General features: G+C 69.4%; 18 protein-coding genes. 12 read left to right on the top strand and 6 right to left on the bottom strand.

Features of this window, described 5'->3' with window-relative positions; genetic code table 11:
- The first annotated feature begins 29 nt into the window (after positions 1–29).
- Positions 30–1,193 carry an acetylornithine deacetylase gene (argE, locus tag CK951_RS10755; protein ID WP_096786147.1) on the top strand — a complete coding sequence of 388 codons (1,164 nt, stop codon included), beginning with the start codon at positions 30–32 and terminating at the stop codon, positions 1,191–1,193.
- Entirely contained in the window at positions 1,193–2,536 is a 1,344-nt protein-coding gene (locus tag CK951_RS10750; RefSeq protein ID WP_096787231.1) for an FAD-binding oxidoreductase, read from the top strand. The genes argE and CK951_RS10750 overlap by 1 nt, the downstream gene beginning before the upstream one ends.
- Here the strand turns inward: CK951_RS10750 and moaA are convergent, their stop codons facing one another.
- Positions 2,537–3,541 carry a GTP 3',8-cyclase MoaA gene (gene moaA / locus CK951_RS10745; protein WP_096786146.1) on the bottom strand — a complete coding sequence of 335 codons (1,005 nt, stop codon included), beginning with the start codon at positions 3,539–3,541 and terminating at the stop codon, positions 2,537–2,539.
- A gap of 86 nt (positions 3,542–3,627) precedes the next feature.
- Between moaA and CK951_RS10740 the strand changes: the two genes are divergently transcribed.
- Positions 3,628–4,047 carry a hypothetical protein gene (locus tag CK951_RS10740; RefSeq protein WP_096786145.1) on the top strand — a complete coding sequence of 140 codons (420 nt, stop codon included), beginning with the start codon at positions 3,628–3,630 and terminating at the stop codon, positions 4,045–4,047.
- A 6-nt stretch (positions 4,048–4,053) separates the two neighbouring features.
- Here the strand turns inward: CK951_RS10740 and CK951_RS10735 are convergent, their stop codons facing one another.
- From CK951_RS10735 to glmU, 3 genes are read right to left on the bottom strand one after another with little or no spacing between them, the layout of a single operon-like run.
- On the bottom strand, positions 4,054–4,734 hold the full coding sequence (locus CK951_RS10735; protein ID WP_096786144.1) for a DNA alkylation repair protein: 681 nt from the start codon (positions 4,732–4,734) through the stop codon (positions 4,054–4,056).
- A complete protein-coding gene (gene glmS, locus CK951_RS10730) occupies positions 4,731–6,542 on the bottom strand; it encodes a glutamine--fructose-6-phosphate transaminase (isomerizing) (RefSeq protein WP_096786143.1) in 1,812 nt (603 codons plus the stop codon). Before glmS ends, CK951_RS10735 begins: the two co-directional genes overlap by 4 nt.
- Positions 6,542–7,903 carry a bifunctional UDP-N-acetylglucosamine diphosphorylase/glucosamine-1-phosphate N-acetyltransferase GlmU gene (gene glmU, locus CK951_RS10725; protein ID WP_096786142.1) on the bottom strand — a complete coding sequence of 454 codons (1,362 nt, stop codon included), beginning with the start codon at positions 7,901–7,903 and terminating at the stop codon, positions 6,542–6,544. Before glmU ends, glmS begins: the two co-directional genes overlap by 1 nt.
- Before the next feature lie 100 nt (positions 7,904–8,003).
- On the opposite strand from glmU, the gene CK951_RS10720 reads away from it, so the two are divergent.
- Complete coding sequence (locus CK951_RS10720; protein WP_096786141.1) at positions 8,004–8,669, top strand: HAD-IA family hydrolase; 666 nt, start codon at positions 8,004–8,006, stop codon at positions 8,667–8,669.
- A 5-nt stretch (positions 8,670–8,674) separates the two neighbouring features.
- On the opposite strand, the gene CK951_RS10715 is transcribed toward CK951_RS10720, so the two are convergent.
- The gene (locus tag CK951_RS10715; RefSeq protein ID WP_096786140.1) at positions 8,675–9,124 is read right to left on the bottom strand and encodes a CreA family protein; all 450 of its coding nucleotides are present in this window, start codon (positions 9,122–9,124) and stop codon (positions 8,675–8,677) included.
- Positions 9,125–9,252: 128 nt separating this feature from the next.
- Between CK951_RS10715 and CK951_RS10710 the strand changes: the two genes are divergently transcribed.
- Positions 9,253–10,413, top strand: a complete 1,161-nt coding sequence (locus CK951_RS10710; RefSeq protein ID WP_096786139.1) for an isovaleryl-CoA dehydrogenase — start codon at positions 9,253–9,255, stop codon at positions 10,411–10,413.
- A gap of 86 nt (positions 10,414–10,499) precedes the next feature.
- On the opposite strand, the gene CK951_RS10705 is transcribed toward CK951_RS10710, so the two are convergent.
- Positions 10,500–11,105: an OmpW family protein gene (locus CK951_RS10705; RefSeq protein WP_096787230.1), complete on the bottom strand. Its 606-nt coding sequence runs from the start codon at positions 11,103–11,105 to the stop codon at positions 10,500–10,502.
- A gap of 140 nt (positions 11,106–11,245) precedes the next feature.
- Between CK951_RS10705 and CK951_RS10700 the strand changes: the two genes are divergently transcribed.
- The 7 genes from CK951_RS10700 (at position 11,246) to CK951_RS10670 (ending at position 18,206) form a co-directional block, all read left to right on the top strand.
- Positions 11,246–12,850 (top strand): carboxyl transferase domain-containing protein, encoded by a 1,605-nt coding sequence (locus tag CK951_RS10700; protein ID WP_096786138.1) that lies wholly within the window; start codon positions 11,246–11,248, stop codon positions 12,848–12,850.
- A 7-nt stretch (positions 12,851–12,857) separates the two neighbouring features.
- Positions 12,858–14,798, top strand: a complete 1,941-nt coding sequence (locus CK951_RS10695; protein ID WP_096786137.1) for a biotin carboxylase N-terminal domain-containing protein — start codon at positions 12,858–12,860, stop codon at positions 14,796–14,798.
- Positions 14,791–15,645: a hydroxymethylglutaryl-CoA lyase gene (locus CK951_RS10690; RefSeq protein WP_096786136.1), complete on the top strand. Its 855-nt coding sequence runs from the start codon at positions 14,791–14,793 to the stop codon at positions 15,643–15,645. The genes CK951_RS10695 and CK951_RS10690 overlap by 8 nt, the downstream gene beginning before the upstream one ends.
- Positions 15,646–15,696: 51 nt before the next feature.
- Complete coding sequence (locus CK951_RS10685) at positions 15,697–16,485, top strand: crotonase/enoyl-CoA hydratase family protein (RefSeq protein WP_096786135.1); 789 nt, start codon at positions 15,697–15,699, stop codon at positions 16,483–16,485.
- Between the two features lie 221 nt (positions 16,486–16,706).
- Entirely contained in the window at positions 16,707–17,072 is a 366-nt protein-coding gene (locus CK951_RS10680; RefSeq protein ID WP_096786134.1) for an NADH-quinone oxidoreductase subunit A, read from the top strand.
- Complete coding sequence (locus CK951_RS10675; RefSeq protein ID WP_198402450.1) at positions 17,069–17,593, top strand: NADH-quinone oxidoreductase subunit B family protein; 525 nt, start codon at positions 17,069–17,071, stop codon at positions 17,591–17,593. Before CK951_RS10680 ends, CK951_RS10675 begins: the two co-directional genes overlap by 4 nt.
- A 10-nt stretch (positions 17,594–17,603) precedes the next feature.
- Positions 17,604–18,206, top strand: a complete 603-nt coding sequence (locus CK951_RS10670) for an NADH-quinone oxidoreductase subunit C (RefSeq protein WP_096786132.1) — start codon at positions 17,604–17,606, stop codon at positions 18,204–18,206.
- Positions 18,207–18,208: the final 2 nt, after the last annotated feature.

The following is an 18,208-nucleotide window of genomic DNA, read 5'->3' as shown; positions in this document are numbered from 1 at the left end:
ACGCTCTGCTGCCCCAGCAGGAGAAGAAAATGCCCAGCCCGCTCACGCCGCGCCAGATCCTCGAGCGTCTGGTGGCCTTCCCGACCGTGAGCCGCGAGACGAACCTGCCGCTGGTCGACTGGGTCGAGGAGTTCCTGAACGACTGCGGCATCACCGCCCACCGGGTCTGGAACGAGGAGCGCACCAAGGCTTCGCTCTATGCCCATGTGGGTCCGGAGACGCCGGGCGGCGTGGTGCTCTCGGGGCACACCGATGTCGTGCCGGTGGAGGGGCAGGACTGGACCTCAGACCCCTGGACGGTGACCGAGCGCGACGGCCGGCTCTATGGCCGCGGCACCTGCGACATGAAGGGGTTCGACGCGCTCGCGCTGGCCGCCATGGCGCTGGCGCAGGAGCAGGGGGTGAAACGCCCGCTTCAGCTTGCACTGTCCTATGACGAGGAGGTCGGCTGCCTCGGCGCGCCGGCGATGATCGAGGAGATGGCGCGCCGCCTGCCCAAGGCCGCGGCCGTGATCGTGGGCGAGCCTTCGCGGATGCGGGTGGTCACGGGCCACAAGGGCGGCGGCGGCTATCTCTGCCGGGTGAAGGGCGTCGAGGTGCATTCCTCGATCCTGCACCGCGGGGTCAATGCGGTCATGGCGGCGGCGCGGCTGATCGACTGGGCGAACCGGAAGAATGCCGAAAGCGCGGCGGCCACACCCACGCCGCTGGCGGCACTGTTCGATCCGCCCTGGACCTCGGTTCATGTCGGCACGATCTCGGGCGGGACAGCAGGCAACATCACCGCAGGCTCCTGCCGTTTCGACGTGGGCTTCCGCGCGGTGCCCGGCGAGACGGTCGAGGACTGGGCGGCGGCCTTCGAGGCCGAGGCCCGCGCGTTGGAAGTGGAACTGAAGGCGATCCGGCCCGAGGCGGCAATCGAACTCGGCCGGCTCTTCGCCTATCCGCCGCTGCGACCCGAGCCGCAGGGCGCCGCCGAGGCCCTGGCGCGCCGGTTGACAGGTGACAACGGCGAGGCGGTGGTCAGCTACGGCACCGAGGCCGGCCAGTTCCAGGCGGCGGGCTACTCGGCCGTGGTCTGCGGGCCGGGCGACATCGCCCAGGCGCATCAGCCCGACGAATATCTGGAGGTCTCGGAATTCGAGGCCGGCTGGTCGTTCATGCAGCGCCTCGTCCGGGATCTGGCGGCATGATGCATTTCCCCATCTCGATGGCGGTGCCGGCGCGCTTCATCGGGCCGCGGCCCGCCACCTGCGACGTGGTGGTGATCGGCGGCGGCGTGATCGGCGTGATGAGCGCCTGGTATCTGGCCGAGCGGGGCCTCAGCGTCACGCTCTGCGAGAAGGGCCGGATCGCGGGCGAGCAATCCAGCCGCAACTGGGGCTGGATCCGCCAGCAGGGCCGCGATCCGGCGGAACTGCCGATCATGGTGGAAAGCCTGCGCCTCTGGCGCGGCCTGTCCCAAAGCCTGCGCAACCCCTTCGGCTTCCGGCAGGCCGGCGTGCTTTATCTTGCGAACCGCGAGGAGTCGCTGGCCGCCTATGACGCGTGGCTTCCCCACGCGCAGGAGCACGGCCTCGACACGCGGCTGCTCGGGCGGCGGGATCTGGGAGACAAGCTGGGCGCAGCCGCGGATCACTGGCTCGGCGGGCTCTTCACGCCGTCGGACGGGCAGGCCGAGCCCTGGCTCGCGGTGCCTGCGCTGTCGCTGGCGGCGGCCGAGCGCGGCGTGACGCTGGTCGAGGATTGCGCGGTCCGGGCCCTCGACATCGCCGCCGGCCGCGTCGCGGGCGTGGTGACCGAGCGCGGCCGGATCGCCTGTTCCGATGTGGTGCTGGCCGGCGGGGCCTGGTCCTCGCTCTTTGCCCGCGCCTATGGGGTGAACCTGCCGCAGCTCTCGGTGCTGGCCTCGGTCGCCCGGACCGAGCCGATGCCCGAGATCTTTCCCGGCGCCGCAGCCGACGACGACTTTGCGATCCGACGCAACGACAGTGGCGGCTATACCATCGCCGGCGGATCAGAGCATGATTTCTTCATCGGCCCCGACGCCTTCCGCCACGCGCTGAAGTATCGCCGGGCGGTGAAGAAGGATTTCCTGAATACCCATTACCATTGGGCCGCGCCACGCGACTATCCGGATGCGTGGAACACGCCGCGCACCTGGTCCGCCTCCATGCCGACCCCGTTTGAAAGGGTCCGCATGCTGAACCCGCAGCCGAACCTCGCCACGCTGGCCCGTGCGCAGACGGCTTTCGCCCGCGCCTTCCCCGATCTCGGCCGGCCGAAGGTTCAGGCCACCTGGGCCGGGATGATCGACACCATGCCGGATGTGGTGCCGGTGATCGACCGCGCGCCGTCGATCCCGGGCCTGACGATCGCGACGGGGATGAGCGGCCACGGCTTCGGCATCGGCCCCGGTGTCGGGCGGGTGGTGGCGGATCTGGTGACGGGAGGCACGATCGGCCACGACCTGACGCGCTTCCGGCTCTCGCGCTTCACGGACGGGTCCGAGATCATCCTCGGACCCTCGCTCTGATCAGCCGCCGGTGTGGCTCATGTGCCTCGGCATCTGCCCGGCGACGGTCTGGCGCGAGTAGTCGAAGTCGTGGCCCTTGGGCTTGCGGGTGATCGCCTCGCGGATCGCCACCTCGAGCTGCGCGTCATCGGCCGAAGTGCGCAGCGGCTTGCGCAGGTCGGCGCGGTCCTCCTGCCCGAGGCACATGTAAAGCTCTCCGGTGCAGGTCAGCCGCACGCGGTTGCAGCTTTCGCAGAAATTGTGGGTGAGGGGGGTGATGAAGCCGATGCGCTGGCCGGTCTCGGCCAGCCGGACATAGCGCGCGGGCCCGCCCGTCCGGTCGGTCAGGTCGATCAGGGTGAAGCGCTCTGCCAGACGCGCGCGCAGGTCCTTCAGCGGCCAGTACTGGTCGATCCGGTAGTCGTTGCCCATGTCGCCCATCGGCATGACCTCGATGAAGGTCAGGTCCTGCTCCTCGGCGGCGCACCAGTCTGCCAGCCGGAACAGTTCGTCCTCGTTGAAGCCCTTCAGCGCGACGGCGTTGATCTTGACCTTCAGCCCCGCGGCCTTCGCCGCCCGGATCCCCTCCATCACCTGCGGCAGCCGGCCCCAGCGCGTCACCTCGGCGAACTTCGCCGGGTCGAGCGTGTCGAGCGAGACATTCACCCGCCGCACGCCGCAATCTGCCAGCTCTCCGGCATATTTCGCCAATTGCGAGCCGTTGGTGGTCAGCGTCAACTCCTTCAGCGCGCCGCTCTGCAGGTGGCGCGACATGGCGCGGAAGAAGGTCATGATCCCGCGCCGCACCAGCGGCTCGCCGCCCGTCACGCGCAGCTTCTCGACCCCCAGACGGATGAAGGCCGAGCAGAGCCTGTCCAGTTCCTCCAGCGTCAGAAGCTCGGCCTTCGGCAGGAAGGTCATGTGCTCTGACATGCAATAGGTGCAGCGGAAGTCGCATCGGTCGGTGACCGACACGCGCAGGTAGGAAATCGCGCGGGCGAAGGGATCGATGAGGGGCGCCGTCATGTGTTCAAGGTAAGCCTGCGACAACCTGTCCACAAGCGCCAGATCGGGCAGTTGACCTGATCTCGATCCCGACTATCGTCGTAGGCATGAAAGCGCCCGCCTGTCTTGCCCTTGTTGCCCTGCTGGCCGCGGCCTGCAATCCCGCGCGCGAGCCCGTGGCCGCGCCTCCGCCGGCCCGGCCGATGCCGGGGGCGCAGGGGCTTGATCCCGGCCAACTGGACCGGACCACACCGGGCGAGCGCCAGGCCGCGCTGGCCCCGGCACCGGCGGGCGCGATGCTCGGGCGGGTGACGGCGGCGCTCGGCGCGCCGGCCGAGCCCGGCTTCTGGCTGCGGTCGTCGCTGGTGCGGTCCGAGCAGCCGGGGCGGGTCGAGGCGGCGGGCGGCAGATCGGTCGCCGTGACGCTGAAGCCGGGCGAGGGTGCGGCTCAACTCTCGTTGCCGGCCTTCCGCGCGCTCGGCTTCGCACTGACCGACCTGCCCGAGGTGACCGTCTACGGCGGCTGATCCGCGTCAGGCCAGGTGCCGGGCCGCCTCGCGCCGGGCAAAGGGCTTCATCCGGTCGCCATGCGCGGCCAGAAACGCGCGCGTGCGGTCGGGGTCATGCTTCGACAGGTCGCGCAACCACCAGCCGACGGCCTTCTGGATGAACCAGTCGGGATCGCCGAGATAGCGCTCGGCCCAGGCCAGCACGCGCTCGCGCGCCGCGATCTCGTCGGGCTTCGGATGGGTGAGCCGGGTCAGGTGCAGCGTCGCCACCAGCGCCGCCCGGCGCGCCCACATCAGCGGGCTCTGCGTCCAGCCCTCGACCTGATCCAGCCGGGCAGGATCGGCCGCAAGCCGCTTCTGCGCGGCGATGCAGGCATGATCGGCGATGGCCCAGGCGTCGAAGTCCGGCACCCAGCCCTGGATCAGCTGCCACGCGGGCTCGTCATCCGGGCGGATGCGCGCCTGCGTCAGCAGCTTGGCGGCGGCAATCCGCGCCTCGTGGATGTTGGTGCCCCACAGGCCAGAGGCGAGCGTCAGGCGAGCGTCGAGCGGCAGCGTCTGCCGCCACTCGCGCGCCATCAGGTCGATGTCGGGATTTGCCACGCCCAGATAGGGCCGGTCGACCTTGTGATAGGCCCGCATCTCGTCGGCCTTGCCCGGCACCGCGGCCGCGCGAAGCGCCTCGAGCGCCGCTTCGGGTGTCATTCCACCGTCACCGACTTGGCGAGGTTGCGCGGCTGGTCCACGTCGGTGCCCTTGGCGATGGCGGTGTGATAGGCCAGCAGCTGCGCCGGCACCGCATAGAGGATGGGCGCGAGGAAATCGGCCACATGCGGCAGGGCGAGCGTCCTCCAGCAGCCGGCGCCGGCCTCCTCGATGCCCTGCGCGTCCGAGATCAGCAGGACCTTGCCCTGCCGCGCCATCACCTCCTGCATGTTGGACACGGTCTTGTCGAAAAGCGCGTCGCGCGGCGCCATCACGATCACCGGCACCCGGTTGTCGATCAGCGCGATGGGCCCGTGCTTCAGTTCGCCCGATGCGTAACCTTCCGCGTGGATGTAGCTGATTTCCTTGAGCTTCAGCGCGCCTTCGAGGGCCAGCGGATACATCGGCCCACGCCCCAGGAACAGGATGTCCTGCGCCTCGGCCAGTTCTCCCGCAAGGGCATGGATCTCGTCCGCGAGGCCGAGGGCATGGTTCATCAGTCCCGGCAGGGTCGCAAGCGCATCCAGACGCTGCGCCAGCCCCTCGGCATCCAGCCGCCCGCGATCCATCGCGGCCTTCAGCGCCAGCAGGACCAGCACGGTCAGCTGGCAGGTGAAGGCCTTGGTCGAGGCGACGCCGACCTCGACCCCCGCAAGGATCGGCAGCGCGAGGTTCGACTCGCGCGCGATGGAGGAGGTGGGCACGTTCACCACCGCAACCGTCCGCGCCACATGGTCGGCGACATGGCGCAGCGCGGCCAGCGTGTCGGCGGTTTCACCCGACTGGCTGACGAAGATCGACCACGACCGGGGCGACAGCACCGGCTCGCGATAGCGGAACTCGGACGCGATATCGACGTCGGCGGGCAGGCCCGCGATCTGCTCGAACCAGTATTTCGCGACATGGCAGGCATAGGAGGCCGTGCCGCAGGCCACCAGCGTCACCCGGTCCACCGCCGAGAAATCCACGCCCGGAAGGTTGATCCGGCCGTCCTGCACATAGTGGCGCAGGGCATCGGCCAGCACGACCGGCTGCTCGGCGATTTCCTTGGCCATGAAGTGCTTGTAGCCGGCCTTCTCGATGCGCGTGGCGCTGATCTGGATCCGCGCGGTGGCGCGGTTCACCCGGCGGCCGTGGCTGTCGAAGATCTCGGCGCCGTCACGGGTGACCACCGCCCAGTCGCCTTCCTCGAGATAGGTGATCGCATCGGTCATCGGCGCCAGCGCGATCGCGTCCGAGCCCACGAACATCTCGCCGTCGCCATGCCCGATGGCCAGCGGCGATCCGCGGCGGGCGGCGATCAGCAGGTCATCCTCGCCCTCGAACAGGAAGCAGAGCGCGAAGGCGCCCTTGAGCCGGGCCAGCGTCTCGGCCGCCGCCTCGCGCGGGCTGAGGCCGCGGCTCATGTGCATCCGGGTCAGCAGCGCCACGGTTTCCGTGTCGGTCTGCGTCTCGGGCGCAAATCCCGCTTCGGCAAGTTCGGCGCGAAGTTCGCGGAAGTTCTCGATGATGCCGTTGTGGACCACGGCGACCGGACCGGCGAGGTGGGGATGCGCGTTCGTGATCGTCGCCGCCCCGTGGGTGGCCCACCGGGTGTGGCCGATGCCGATCTTGCCCGGCAGCGGATCGTGCACCAGCAGGTCCGAGAGGTTCGCGAGCTTGCCCACCGCGCGGCGCCGGTCGAGCTTTCCGTTGTTCACGGTGGCGATGCCCGCCGAGTCGTAGCCGCGGTATTCCAGCCGCTTCAGCGCCTCGACAAGGATGGGGCCGACCTCATGGTTGCCAAGAACTCCGACGATGCCGCACATCAGTTCGTTCCCTTCTTCGCGGCCTTTGCGGCGCGGAACATGTCCATCATCCGGGCGGCGAGGCCCGGCTTGTTCACCTGCCGGGCACGGCCCACCGCCAGCGCCTCGGCCGGCACGTCCTCGGTGATGACCGAGCCTGAGGCGGTCATGGCGTTGGCGCCGACCGTCACCGGCGCGACCAGCATGGTGTCCGAGCCGATGAAGGCGCGCGGCCCGATCTCGGTCCGGTGCTTCGAGACGCCGTCGTAGTTGCAGGTGACGGTGCCGGCGCCGATGTTCGTATGCTCGCCGACGTGGGCATCGCCGAGATAGGTGAGGTGGCCGACCTTGACGCCCTCATCCAGAACCGAGTTCTTGATCTCGACGAAGTTGCCGACATGGACATCCTCGGCCAGTTCCGCGCCGGGGCGCAGGCGGGCGAAGGGCCCGACCGTCGCCCCGCGCGAGATGTGGCAGCCTTCGAGATGGCAGAAGGCGCGGATCTCGGCGCCGGATTCCACCGTGACACCGGGCCCGAAGACCACGTTCGGCCCGACGATCGTGTCGCGCCCGATGAAGGTGTCGAGCGCGAAGAACACCGTCTCAGGCGCGGTCAGGGTGACCCCGTCGGCAAGCGCGGCGGCGCGGGCGCGGCGCTGGAATTCCGCCTCGGCATCAGCCAGTTGCGCGCGGGTATTCACGCCCAGCGTTTCGGCCTCGTCGCAGATCACCACGCCGGCGGACAGTCCCCGCTCGCGCGCCAGCGCCACCACGTCGGTCAGGTAGTATTCGCCCGAGGCATTCTCGTTCCCGACTTCGGCCACCAGCCCGAACAGAAGCGCGGTCTCCGCGCAGATCACGCCTGAATTGCAAAGAGTTATGGCGCGCTCCTGATCTGTCGCATCCTTCCATTCCACGATGCGTTCCAGCTCGTCGCCGCGCGTGACAAGGCGCCCGTAGCGGCCGGGATCCTTCGCCTCGAAGCCAAGGATCACCACCTCGTGGCTTTCGCGGGCGGCCAGCATCCGCTGGAGCGTCTCGGGGCGGATGAAGGGCGTGTCGCCGTAAAGCACCACGGCCTCGCCGGGCTCATCCGCCAGCAGCGGCGCGGCCTGCGCGACCGCATGGGCGGTGCCCAGTTGCTCGGCCTGCACCACCACATCCACCGTCTCGTCGAAGGCGCGGGCGGCCCTCGCCACCGCCTCGGCGCCGTGGCCGGCGACGACCACCACACGCTCGGGCTCCAGCGACTGGCCCGCGCGCAGCGCGTGGTGAAGCATGGGCGCGGCGCCCAGCGGATGCAGCACCTTCGGCAGGTCGGAGTTCATCCGCGTGCCTTGCCCGGCGGCCAGCACGATCAGCGAAACGGACACTTGGCTCATGCGCACCCTTTCCTTTGCGGTGCGCCCGTTTTAACGGGGTTCAGCCATACCGCAAGGCTTGCGGTCTCACACTGTCTTACCGGCTGTTACAGGGGGCGCGATGCGCACGGTGGTCTTCGATCTGGACGGCACGCTGGCGGATACGAGCGCCGACCTGATCGCCTCGGCGAATGCCTGCTTCCGGGCGCTGGGACAGGGCGAGCCGCTCGATCCGCTGAAGGATGCGCTGACCGCCTTTCACGGCGGGCGCGCGATGCTGCGGCTTGGGTTCGAGAGGCTGGGGAACGGCTGGTCCGAGGCCGACATCGACCTGCACTATCCCGTCCTGCTGGACAACTATCGCAGTGCGATCCACGTCCACACGACGCTCTATCCCGGCGCACGCGAGGCGGTGGAGCGGTTGCGCGCCGAAGGCTATGCCACGGCGATCTGCACCAACAAGCCCGAGGGGCTGGCCGAGACGCTGCTGGGCCTGATGGAGATCCGGCACCTGTTCGACGCGATGATCGGCGCCGATACGCTGCCGGTCAGGAAGCCCGATCCCGCGCCCTATCGTGCCTCGGTCGAGCGGGCGGGCGGCAGCCTTGCCCGCTCGATGCTGGTAGGTGACACCGCGACGGACCGCGAGACCGCGCGGGCCGCGGGCGTGCCGGTGGCCCTCGTGACCTTCGGGCCCGAGGGGCGCGGGGTGGCGCGCCTTTCCCCCGAGGCGCTGCTGGATCATTTCGATCACCTGCCCGAGCTTGCCGCCCGCCTGATCGGCTGAGCCGCCTATTTCCGCGCCTGCCAGAGCGGCACGGTCGACAGCGACATCTTGGCGGAACCTTCGCTCAGTTCGCGGGCATGGGCGAGGTAGATCAGCGTGTCGTTCGCCTCGTCGTAGATCCGGGTGACGCGCAGCGATTTCAGCACCAGCGAGCGGCTGGCCTTGAAGATCTCCTCGCCCTCCTCGCTGCGGTCGATGTCGCCGACGGTCACGGGACCGGTCTGCCGGCAGGCGATCGAGGCGTTCGACGGGTCCTCGAACCAGTTGCCCTGCTGCAACCGGTCGATGATCGAGCGGTCGAAATAGGCGATGTGACAGGTGACGCCCTGCACCTCGGGATCGGGGATCGCCTCGATCAGGATGTCGTTGCCGACCCAGTCGACGCCCACCTGTCCCACCACCTCCGCCGATGCCGGCGCCGCCGCAAGGGCCAGCGCGAACCAGACTGCCTTCATGCGCACCTCCTGTTTTCCCCCAGCATGGCGCAGATCCGCCCGCCGCGACAGGTCGCCTCACGCCGCACTTGACGCGACTCGGGCCATTCGGCAAGAAATGAACAAACGTTCAATAAAGGGCTCGCCGCATGTTCCACGCCTCGATGACCTTCGACCTCGGCGACGAGATCGCCGCGCTTCGCGAGACCGTCCACGCCTGGGCGCAGGAGCGGGTGAAGCCGCTGGCCGCCCGCATCGACCGCGAGAATGTCTTTCCGGCCGAGCTGTGGCGCGAGATGGGCGAGCTTGGCCTGCTGGGCATCACCGTGCCCGAGGAGTTCGGCGGCTCGGACATGGGCTATCTGGCCCACACCATCGCGGTCGAGGAGATCGCCCGGGCCTCTGCCTCGGTCTCGCTGTCCTATGGTGCCCATTCGAACCTGTGCGTGAACCAGATCCGGCTGAACGGCAGCGCCGCGCAGAAGGCGCGCTACCTGCCGAAGCTGGTCTCGGGCGAGCATGTGGGCGCGCTTGCGATGTCCGAGGCGGGGGCGGGCTCGGACGTGGTGTCGATGAAGCTGAAGGCCGAGAGGCGGAACGACCATTACCTGCTCAACGGCACGAAATACTGGATCACCAACGCCCCGGATGCGGACGTGCTGGTGGTCTATGCCAAGACCGACCCCGAAGCGGGCGCCAAGGGCATCACCGCCTTCCTGATCGAGCGCGGGATGGCGGGCTTCTCGACCAGCCCGCATTTCGACAAGGTCGGCATGCGCGGCTCGAACACCGGCGAGCTGATCTTCGACAACTGCGAGGTCCCGTTCGAGAACGTGCTGGGCGAGGAGGGGCGCGGGGTGCGCGTGCTGATGTCCGGCCTCGATTACGAGCGCGTGGTGCTGTCGGGGATCGGCACCGGCATCATGGCGGCCTGCCTAGACGAGGTGCTGCCCTATTGCCAGAGCCGCCAGCAGTTCGGCCAGCCGATCGGGAACTTCCAGCTGATGCAGGGCAAGATCGCCGACATGTATGTCGCGCTGAACACCTCGCGCGCCTATGTCTACGAGGTGGCCAAGGCCTGCGACCGGGGCCGTGTGACGCGGGCGGATGCGGCGGGCTGCGTGCTCTACGCGTCAGAGCAGGCGATGGTGCAGGCGCATCAGGCGGTGCAGGCGCTGGGGGGCGCGGGCTACCTGAACGATTCTGTGGTGAGTCGGCTGTTCCGTGACGCGAAGCTGATGGAGATCGGCGCGGGAACGTCCGAGATCCGGCGGATGCTGATCGGACGCGAACTGATGGCGGCCGGCTGATGCCGGTGCCGGGGCTTGATCCCGCGGGCAGGATGGCTGCCGCCCGCGGGACGGGCCGGCCCGGAGGACTCGGGCCGGCCGGAGGGTCAGAATTTCCAGATGTAGGAGACGCCCACCACCAGCGGGTCGATCTCGGCGGTGCCGATGTCCACGCCGTCCAGCGTCACGTCGCTGTCGACGTCCATCCAGCGGATGTCGGTCCGGATCGCGCCGGTCTCGCTGACCGCGTAGTCGAAGCCCGCATGGACCGACACGCCCCAGCTGTCGTCCAGCTCGATGTCGCCGAGGTCGGATTCCTCGCTGAAGAAGGTGACATAGGTGATGCCGGCGCCGAGGAACGGCTGGAAGGCGCTGCCGGTCGGGAAGTGATACTGCAGCGACAGCGTCGGCGGCAGGTGCTCGACGCTGGCCACTTCGCCCAGACCGTCGAGGCTCACGTCATGCTTGAACGGCGTCGCCGCGAGGATCTCGATCCCCAGATTGTCGCGGATGAAATACTCGAAGGTGATCGTCGGGCGGATGTCGTCATCCACCTCGGCGTCCAGACCGGCCAGCGTGCCGTTGTCGGACTTCGGCATCACGCTGCCGATGCCGAGGCCGAAGGTCATGTCCCCGGCCGACTGGGCAGCCACCGGCGCGGCGACGAGGAGGGCGAGGCTTGCGGCGAAGGCCGCGGGAATCATCGTGTGCATCTGCATACCTTGGAGTTACCGTGGCCGACCCTTGAGCCAAGGCGGGACGTTTTCCTTGACCTGCATCAATATGATCTCCGGCTGTGCGCGCCGCAGGCGCGCAGGCCACACATCCGCAACCTTTGCCTGACGGATCCGGCATGAAACTCGCGTCACACGTCCTTCCCTCGTCCGAGAGCTTCCGCCGGAACCGCGAGCGTCACCTCGGCCTGATCGCCGAGATGGCCGAGGCCGCAGCCCTTGCCGCGGCGGGCGGCGGCGCCGCGGCGCAGGCCCGCCATGCGGCCCGCGGCAAGCTGCCCCCGCGCGAGCGGGTGGCGGGGCTTCTGGATCCCGGCTCTCCCTTCCTTGAGATCGGCGCCTTCGCGGCGCATGGCATGTATGACGGCGCGGCGCCGGCCGCGGGCGTGATCGCCGGTATCGGCCGGGTGCACGGGCAGGAGGTGATGGTCGTCTGCAACGACGCCACCGTGAAGGGCGGCACCTACTATCCGATGACGGTGAAGAAGCACCTGCGCGCGCAGGAAATCGCCGCCGAATGCCGCCTGCCTTGCGTCTATCTGGTCGATTCCGGCGGCGCGAACCTGCCGAACCAGGACGAGGTCTTTCCCGACCGCGACCATTTCGGCCGCATCTTCTACAATCAGGCGCAGATGAGCGCGGCGGGCATTCCGCAGATCGCGGTGGTGATGGGTTCCTGCACCGCCGGGGGCGCCTATGTGCCCGCCATGTCCGACGTCACGATCATCGTGCGGAATCAGGGCACGATCTTCCTCGCCGGTCCGCCCCTCGTGAAGGCTGCCACCGGAGAGGTCGTCTCGGCCGAGGATCTGGGCGGCGGCGACGTCCACACCCGCCTCTCGGGCGTGGCGGACTATCTGGCGGAGGATGACGCCCATGCCCTTGCGCTGGCCCGCCGCGCGCTGGGCCAGCTGAACCGCCAGCGTCCGCAGACCGTCGCCTGGGCCGTGCCCGAGGATCCGGCGCATGACCCCGAGGAGATCCTCGGGCTGGTGCCTGCCGACCTGCGCACCCCCTGGGACATCCGCGAGCTGATCGCGCGGCTGGTCGACGGCTCGCGCTTCGACGAGTTCAAGCCGCGCTTCGGCGAGACGCTGGTCACGGGGTTCGCCCATCTGATGGGCTGCCCGGTCGGCATCGTCGCGAACAACGGCGTGCTGTTCTCGGAAGCCGCGATCAAGGGCGCGCATTTCATCGAGCTATGTTCGCAGCGGTCGATCCCGCTCGTGTTCCTGCAGAACATCACCGGTTTCATGGTGGGGAGGAAATACGAGAACGAGGGCATCGCCCGCCACGGCGCCAAGATGGTGACGGCAGTGGCCACGACCTCGGTCCCCAAGATCACCATGCTGGTCGGCGGCAGCTTCGGCGCCGGCAACTACGGCATGGCGGGGCGGGCCTACAGCCCCCGCTTCCTCTGGACCTGGCCCAATTCCCGCATCTCGGTGATGGGCGGCGAGCAGGCGGCAGGCGTGCTGGCCACCGTCCGCCGCGACGCGATCGAGCGCGCGGGTAACAGCTGGTCGGCCGAGGACGAGGCCGCCTTCAAGCGCCCGACCATCGAGATGTTCGACCGGCAGAGCCACCCGCTCTATGCCTCGGCCCGGCTCTGGGACGATGGCATCGTCGACCCCCGCAAAAGCCGCGAGGTCCTGGCGCTGTCGCTGTCGGCCGCGCTGAACGCCCCTATCGAGCCGACGCGCTTCGGCCTTTTCCGGATGTGAGGTCGCGATGTTCCGCAAGATCCTGATCGCCAACCGCGGCGAGATCGCCTGCCGCGTCATCGCCACCGCGCGAAGGCTGGGCGTCGCCACCGTGGCCGTGTTCTCGGATGCCGACGAGGGCGCGCTGCACGTGGCGCTTGCCGACGAGGCGCGCCGCATCGGCGGCCCGCAGCCCGCCGACAGCTACCTGCGCGGCGACCGCCTTATCGAGGCGGCGCTGGCCACCGGCGCCGAGGCCATCCATCCGGGCTACGGATTCCTCTCCGAGAACCCCGATTTCGTCGAGGCGGTCGAGGCCGCGGGCCTCACCTTCATCGGTCCCTCGGCGGCGGCAATCCGTGCCATGGGCCTCAAGGATGCCGCCAAGGCGCTCATGGCCAAGGCGGGCGTTCCCGTGGTTCCCGGCTATCATGGCGAGGATCAGGAACCCGAGCATCTGGCCGTCATGGCCGCCGAGGCGGGCTATCCGGTGCTCATCAAGGCCGTCGCCGGGGGCGGCGGGAAGGGCATGCGGCGCGTCGACGGCCCGGCGGATTTCGATGCCGCCCTGGCCTCGGCGCGGGCCGAGGCGCGGACCGCTTTCGGTAACGACGCCGTCCTGATCGAGAAATACGTCGAGGCGCCCCGCCACATCGAGGTGCAGGTCTTCGGCGACGGCCGGGATGCCGTCCATCTCTATGAACGCGACTGCTCGCTGCAGCGCCGGCACCAGAAGGTGATCGAGGAGGCGCCGGCGCCCGGCATGACCCCCGAGATGCGCGCTGCCATGGGCGAGGCGGCGGTGCGGGCCGCCCGCGCCATCGGCTACCGGGGCGCGGGAACGGTCGAATTTATCGTGGACGGATCGGAGGGGCTGCGGCCCGACCGCTTCTGGTTCATGGAGATGAACACCCGCCTGCAGGTCGAGCATCCCGTGACCGAGGCGATCACCGGCATCGACCTTGTGGAATGGCAGCTTCGCGTCGCCTCGGGCGAGCCGCTGCCGCTGGCGCAGGATAAGATCCCGCTGCGCGGTCATGCCTTCGAGGCGCGGCTTTACGCCGAGGACGTGCCCGCGGGCTTCCTTCCCGCGACCGGGCGGCTCGACCATCTGCGCTTCGCGGATGGCATCCGCGCCGATACCGGCGTGCGCACCGGCGACCGGATCAGCCCTTGGTACGACCCGATGATCGCGAAGCTCGTGGCCTACGGGCCGTCGCGGGCCAGCGCGCTGAACCAGCTTGCCCGGGCGCTCGAGGAGACCGAGGTGGCGGGGACGGTGACGAACCTCGCGTTCCTCGGCCGCCTCGCGCGGCATCCGGGCTTCGCGGCGGGCGAGGTGGATACTGGTCTCATCGGCCGCGACATCGCCCTGCTCACCGACCCTCCGCCGGTCTCGCCCGCCATCACGGCCGCGGCGCTGCTGACGGCGACGCTGGGCTGCGAGGCCACGCCGCTCCAGGGCTTCGCGCTCTGGGCGCCGCTGCGGCGGCACGCCCGGCTGCGGCTGGGGGCCGAGGAGATCGCGGCGGTGATCGCGGTGGAGCGGCCCGGCGTCGCGCGGGTGGAACTCGGGGGCGCCACGCTCGCCGCCCGGCTGAAACCGGAAGGCTGGGAGGTCGATGGCACGCACCCGGGCCGCGTCCTGCGGCTGGGCGAGGCGGTGCATGTCTTCGCCCGCACGGGCACCGTCAGCTTTTCCATTCCCGATCCCTTCGACCGGGGCGGCGAAGAGGGCGGGCAGGGCGGCCTCACGCTCTCGCCGATGCCGGGCCTTGTGCGCGAGGTGGCGGTGCGGGCCGGGGAACGGGTGGAGAAGGGCGACCGCCTCGCCGTGATCGAGGCGATGAAGATGGAGCACGTCCTGAGCGCCACCCGTGACGGCATCGTGGCTGAAGTGCTCGTCGAGGCCGGCGCGCAGGTCGAGGCCGGCGCCGCTCTGGTGCGGCTGGAGGAGGCCGATGGCTGAGTTCGTCGAGATCTTCGAGGTCGGCCCTCGCGACGGCCTGCAGAACGAGCCGCGCCCGATCCCCACGGCGGCGAAGATCGCGCTGGTCGACCTGCTGTCGCAGACCGGGTTCCGCCGCATCGAGGTCGCGAGCTTCGTCAGCCCGAAATGGGTTCCGCAGATGTCCGACGGCGCCGAGGTGCTGGCCGGGATCACCCGGCGGCCCGGTGTCTCCTATGCGGCCCTCGCCCCGAACCTGAAGGGCTACCGGGCCGCCGTAGCCGCCGGGGCCGATGAGGTGGCCGTGTTCGTCTCGGCCTCGGAAGGCTTCTCGAAGGCGAACCTCAACTGCTCGGTGGCCGCGAGCCTCGAGCGGCTCGCCCCCATCGCCGAGGCCGCCCGGCAGGACGGCACGCGATTGCGCGGCTATGTCTCGATGGTGGTGGAATGCCCCTTCGACGGGCCGACGCCGCCCGCTTCCGTCGCAGGGGTCGCGGCGGCGCTGCGGGATCTGGGCTGCGCCGAGATCTCGCTGGGCGACACGGTGGGGCGGGCGACGGCGGAGGGCTTCGACGCCATGCTGGCCGCCGTGCTGGACGAACTGCCCGCGGACCGGCTGGCCGCCCATTGCCACGATACCGCCGGCCGGGCGCTGGAGGTGATCGACGCGGCGCTGGCGCGCGGGCTTCGGGTGGTGGATGCGGCGGTGGGCGGGCTGGGCGGCTGCCCCTATGCGCCGGGCGCCGCGGGTAACGTCGCCACCGAGAAGGTGGCCGCCCATCTCGCGGCCAAGGGGTTCGAGACCGGACTTGATCCCGACAGGCTGGCCGAGGCCGCGGCGCTTGCCCGCCGGCTTCGCGCCGGCTGACGCGATTTTCGCGGGCGCCGGCGCCGGCAGCCCGCTGCAGGAGGGGAACGGATGTTCGAGACAATCGGGATCGGGATGGACGCGCGCGGCGTCGCGCGGCTGACGCTGAACCGTGCGGAAAAGCACAACGCCATGTCGGCCCGGATGATCGAGGAGCTGAGGGCGGCCGCGGCCCGGCTGGGGGCCGATCCCGCCGTGCGCGTGGTCGTGCTGGCCGCCGAAGGCGAGAGCTTCTGCGCCGGTGGCGACCTTGGCTGGATGCGCGAGCAGATGGCTGCGGACGGGGCGACCCGCGCGAGGGAGGCGCGCAAGCTCGCCCACATGCTTCGCGCGCTGAACGAGCTGCCCAAGCCGCTGATCGGTCGGGTGCAGGGGCAGGCCTTCGGCGGCGGCATGGGGCTGATCTCGGTCTGCGACACCGCCATCGCCGCGGCCGGCGCGCGCTTCGGGCTGACCGAGACCCGCCTCGGCCTGATCCCCGCGACCATTGGCCCCTATGTCGCCGCCCGCGTGGGCGAGGCCATGGCGCGGCGGGTGTTCTTCTCGGCGCGGCTGTTCGGCGCCGCCGAGGCGCTGCGCCTGGGCTTCCTTGCCGAGGTGGTGGCGCCCGAGGATCTCGACGCCGCCGTCGAGGCCGAAGTCGCGCCCTATCTCGCCTGCGCGCCCGGTGCCGTGGCCGAGGCGAAGGCCCTGCTGCGCCGCTTCGGCCCGGCCATCGACGACGGGGTGATCGAGGCCAGCATCGCGGCCCTCGTCCGCCGCTGGGAAAGCGAGGAGGCCCGCGCGGGAGTGGAGGCCTTTTTCGCCCGCCGCCCCGCCGCCTGGGCCCGGCCCGACTGAGTCGGCCCCGGCCGCCGGGCTGGTCCGGGTATGCGACGCATTGTTGCATAAGAAAAATTTCGGTTCACCATTGCATACCAATGGGATAAGGCACATCGGGGTCGCGGTGTTTTGTCGCGACCCTCGGTTGACCCGGACCGGGGTGCAGAGTAAACGAAGCGTCAGCACGTGACTGCTAGCACCCCCGATCCAGGGGAAGCCGCCAGCCGAAGGAGCCGCCCATGGATGATCTTCTCCGAGAGTTTCTTCCCATTGTCATCCTGACGGTGCTGGCGGGGGCCCTCGGGCTTCTGCTGATGCTGTCGGCGGTGATCGTGGCGGTGCGCCGGCCCGACCCCGAGAAGGTCTCGGCCTATGAATGCGGCTTCAACGCCTTCGACGACGCCCGGATGAAGTTCGAGGTGCGGTTCTACCTCGTCTCGATCCTGTTCATCATCTTCGACCTCGAGGTGGCCTTCCTCTTCCCCTGGGCGGTGGCGTTCGGCGAGATCTCGATGACCGCCTTCTGGTCGATGATGCTGTTCCTCGCCGTGCTGACGGTGGGCTTTGCCTATGAATGGAAGAAGGGGGCGCTCGAATGGCAATGACCGGGGCGAACACCGCGGGCGTGGATCGCGACTACGACACGCAGAACCTCAACCGCGAGCTTCAGGACAAGGGCTTCCTGCTCACCACGACCGAGGACCTGATCAACTGGGCCCGCACCGGCTCGCTGCACTGGATGACCTTCGGGCTTGCCTGCTGCGCGGTCGAGATGATGCACACCTCGATGCCGCGCTATGACGTGGAACGCTTCGGCGTGGCGCCGCGCGCAAGCCCGCGCCAGTCGGACGTGATGATCGTGGCGGGCACGCTGACCAACAAGATGGCGCCCGCGCTGCGCAAGGTCTACGACCAGATGCCCGAGCCGCGCTACGTGATCTCGATGGGCTCCTGCGCCAATGGCGGCGGCTACTACCACTACAGCTACTCGGTGGTGCGCGGCTGCGACCGGATCGTGCCGGTGGACATCTATGTGCCGGGTTGCCCGCCCACGGCCGAGGCGCTGCTCTACGGCATCCTGCAGTTGCAGCGGAAGATCCGCCGCACCGGCACCATCACGCGCTGAGGAGAGCCCCATGTCGGAAGCCCTTCAGGAACTGGCCGCGCATGTCGAGATGCGCCAGCCCGATGCCGTGCTCGGCAGCCGGATCGCCTTCGGCGAACTGACGCTCGACGTGGTGCCGAACCGCATCGTCGGCCTCGTGGAATGGCTGCGCTCGGACAGCTCCTGCCGCTTTTCCACCCTCGTCGACATCACCGCGGTCGACCACCCCGAGCGCCCGGCGCGCTTCGACGTGGTCTACCACTTCCTGTCGATGTACCAGAACCAGCGCATCCGCCTGAAGATGCAGGTGCGTGAGGACGAGACCCTGGCCTCGATCCATACCGTCCACCCTTCGGCCAACTGGTTCGAGCGCGAGGTGTTCGACATGTTCGGCATCCTCTTCACCGGCCATCCCGACCTGCGCCGCATCCTGACCGACTACGGCTTCCGCGGCCATCCGATGCGCAAGGACTTCCCGACGACCGGCTACACCGAGGTCCGCTATGACGAGGTGCAGAAGCGCGTCATCTACGAACCGGTGAAGCTGGTGCAGGAATACCGGCAGTTCGATTTCCTCTCGCCGTGGGAGGGTGCGGACTACATTCTTCCGGGTGACGACAAGGCACGGACGTGACG

This window comes from Rhodobacter sp. CZR27 (assembly GCF_002407205.1).
Classification (GTDB): Bacteria; Pseudomonadota; Alphaproteobacteria; order Rhodobacterales; family Rhodobacteraceae; genus Cereibacter_A.
The sequence above is the reverse complement of the archived record's forward strand: the minus strand, read 5'-3'. Positions and strand labels throughout refer to the sequence as shown.

Excerpts from the sequence above, each read along its gene's own strand:
- argE (WP_096786147.1), top strand. The coding sequence starts at position 30 with ATGCCCAGCCCGCTCACGCCGCGCCAGATCCTCGAGCGTCTGGTGGCC.
- CK951_RS10750 (WP_096787231.1), top strand. The coding sequence starts at position 1,193 with ATGCATTTCCCCATCTCGATGGCGGTGCCGGCGCGCTTCATCGGGCCG.
- moaA (WP_096786146.1), bottom strand. The coding sequence starts at position 3,541 with ATGACGGCGCCCCTCATCGATCCCTTCGCCCGCGCGATTTCCTACCTG.
- CK951_RS10740 (WP_096786145.1), top strand. The coding sequence starts at position 3,628 with ATGAAAGCGCCCGCCTGTCTTGCCCTTGTTGCCCTGCTGGCCGCGGCC.
- CK951_RS10735 (WP_096786144.1), bottom strand. The coding sequence starts at position 4,734 with ATGACACCCGAAGCGGCGCTCGAGGCGCTTCGCGCGGCCGCGGTGCCG.
- glmS (WP_096786143.1), bottom strand. The coding sequence starts at position 6,542 with ATGTGCGGCATCGTCGGAGTTCTTGGCAACCATGAGGTCGGCCCCATC.
- glmU (WP_096786142.1), bottom strand. The coding sequence starts at position 7,903 with ATGAGCCAAGTGTCCGTTTCGCTGATCGTGCTGGCCGCCGGGCAAGGC.
- CK951_RS10720 (WP_096786141.1), top strand. The coding sequence starts at position 8,004 with ATGCGCACGGTGGTCTTCGATCTGGACGGCACGCTGGCGGATACGAGC.
- CK951_RS10715 (WP_096786140.1), bottom strand. The coding sequence starts at position 9,124 with ATGAAGGCAGTCTGGTTCGCGCTGGCCCTTGCGGCGGCGCCGGCATCG.
- CK951_RS10710 (WP_096786139.1), top strand. The coding sequence starts at position 9,253 with ATGTTCCACGCCTCGATGACCTTCGACCTCGGCGACGAGATCGCCGCG.
- CK951_RS10705 (WP_096787230.1), bottom strand. The coding sequence starts at position 11,105 with ATGCACACGATGATTCCCGCGGCCTTCGCCGCAAGCCTCGCCCTCCTC.
- CK951_RS10700 (WP_096786138.1), top strand. The coding sequence starts at position 11,246 with ATGAAACTCGCGTCACACGTCCTTCCCTCGTCCGAGAGCTTCCGCCGG.
- CK951_RS10695 (WP_096786137.1), top strand. The coding sequence starts at position 12,858 with ATGTTCCGCAAGATCCTGATCGCCAACCGCGGCGAGATCGCCTGCCGC.
- CK951_RS10690 (WP_096786136.1), top strand. The coding sequence starts at position 14,791 with ATGGCTGAGTTCGTCGAGATCTTCGAGGTCGGCCCTCGCGACGGCCTG.
- CK951_RS10685 (WP_096786135.1), top strand. The coding sequence starts at position 15,697 with ATGTTCGAGACAATCGGGATCGGGATGGACGCGCGCGGCGTCGCGCGG.
- CK951_RS10680 (WP_096786134.1), top strand. The coding sequence starts at position 16,707 with ATGGATGATCTTCTCCGAGAGTTTCTTCCCATTGTCATCCTGACGGTG.
- CK951_RS10675 (WP_198402450.1), top strand. The coding sequence starts at position 17,069 with ATGACCGGGGCGAACACCGCGGGCGTGGATCGCGACTACGACACGCAG.
- CK951_RS10670 (WP_096786132.1), top strand. The coding sequence starts at position 17,604 with ATGTCGGAAGCCCTTCAGGAACTGGCCGCGCATGTCGAGATGCGCCAG.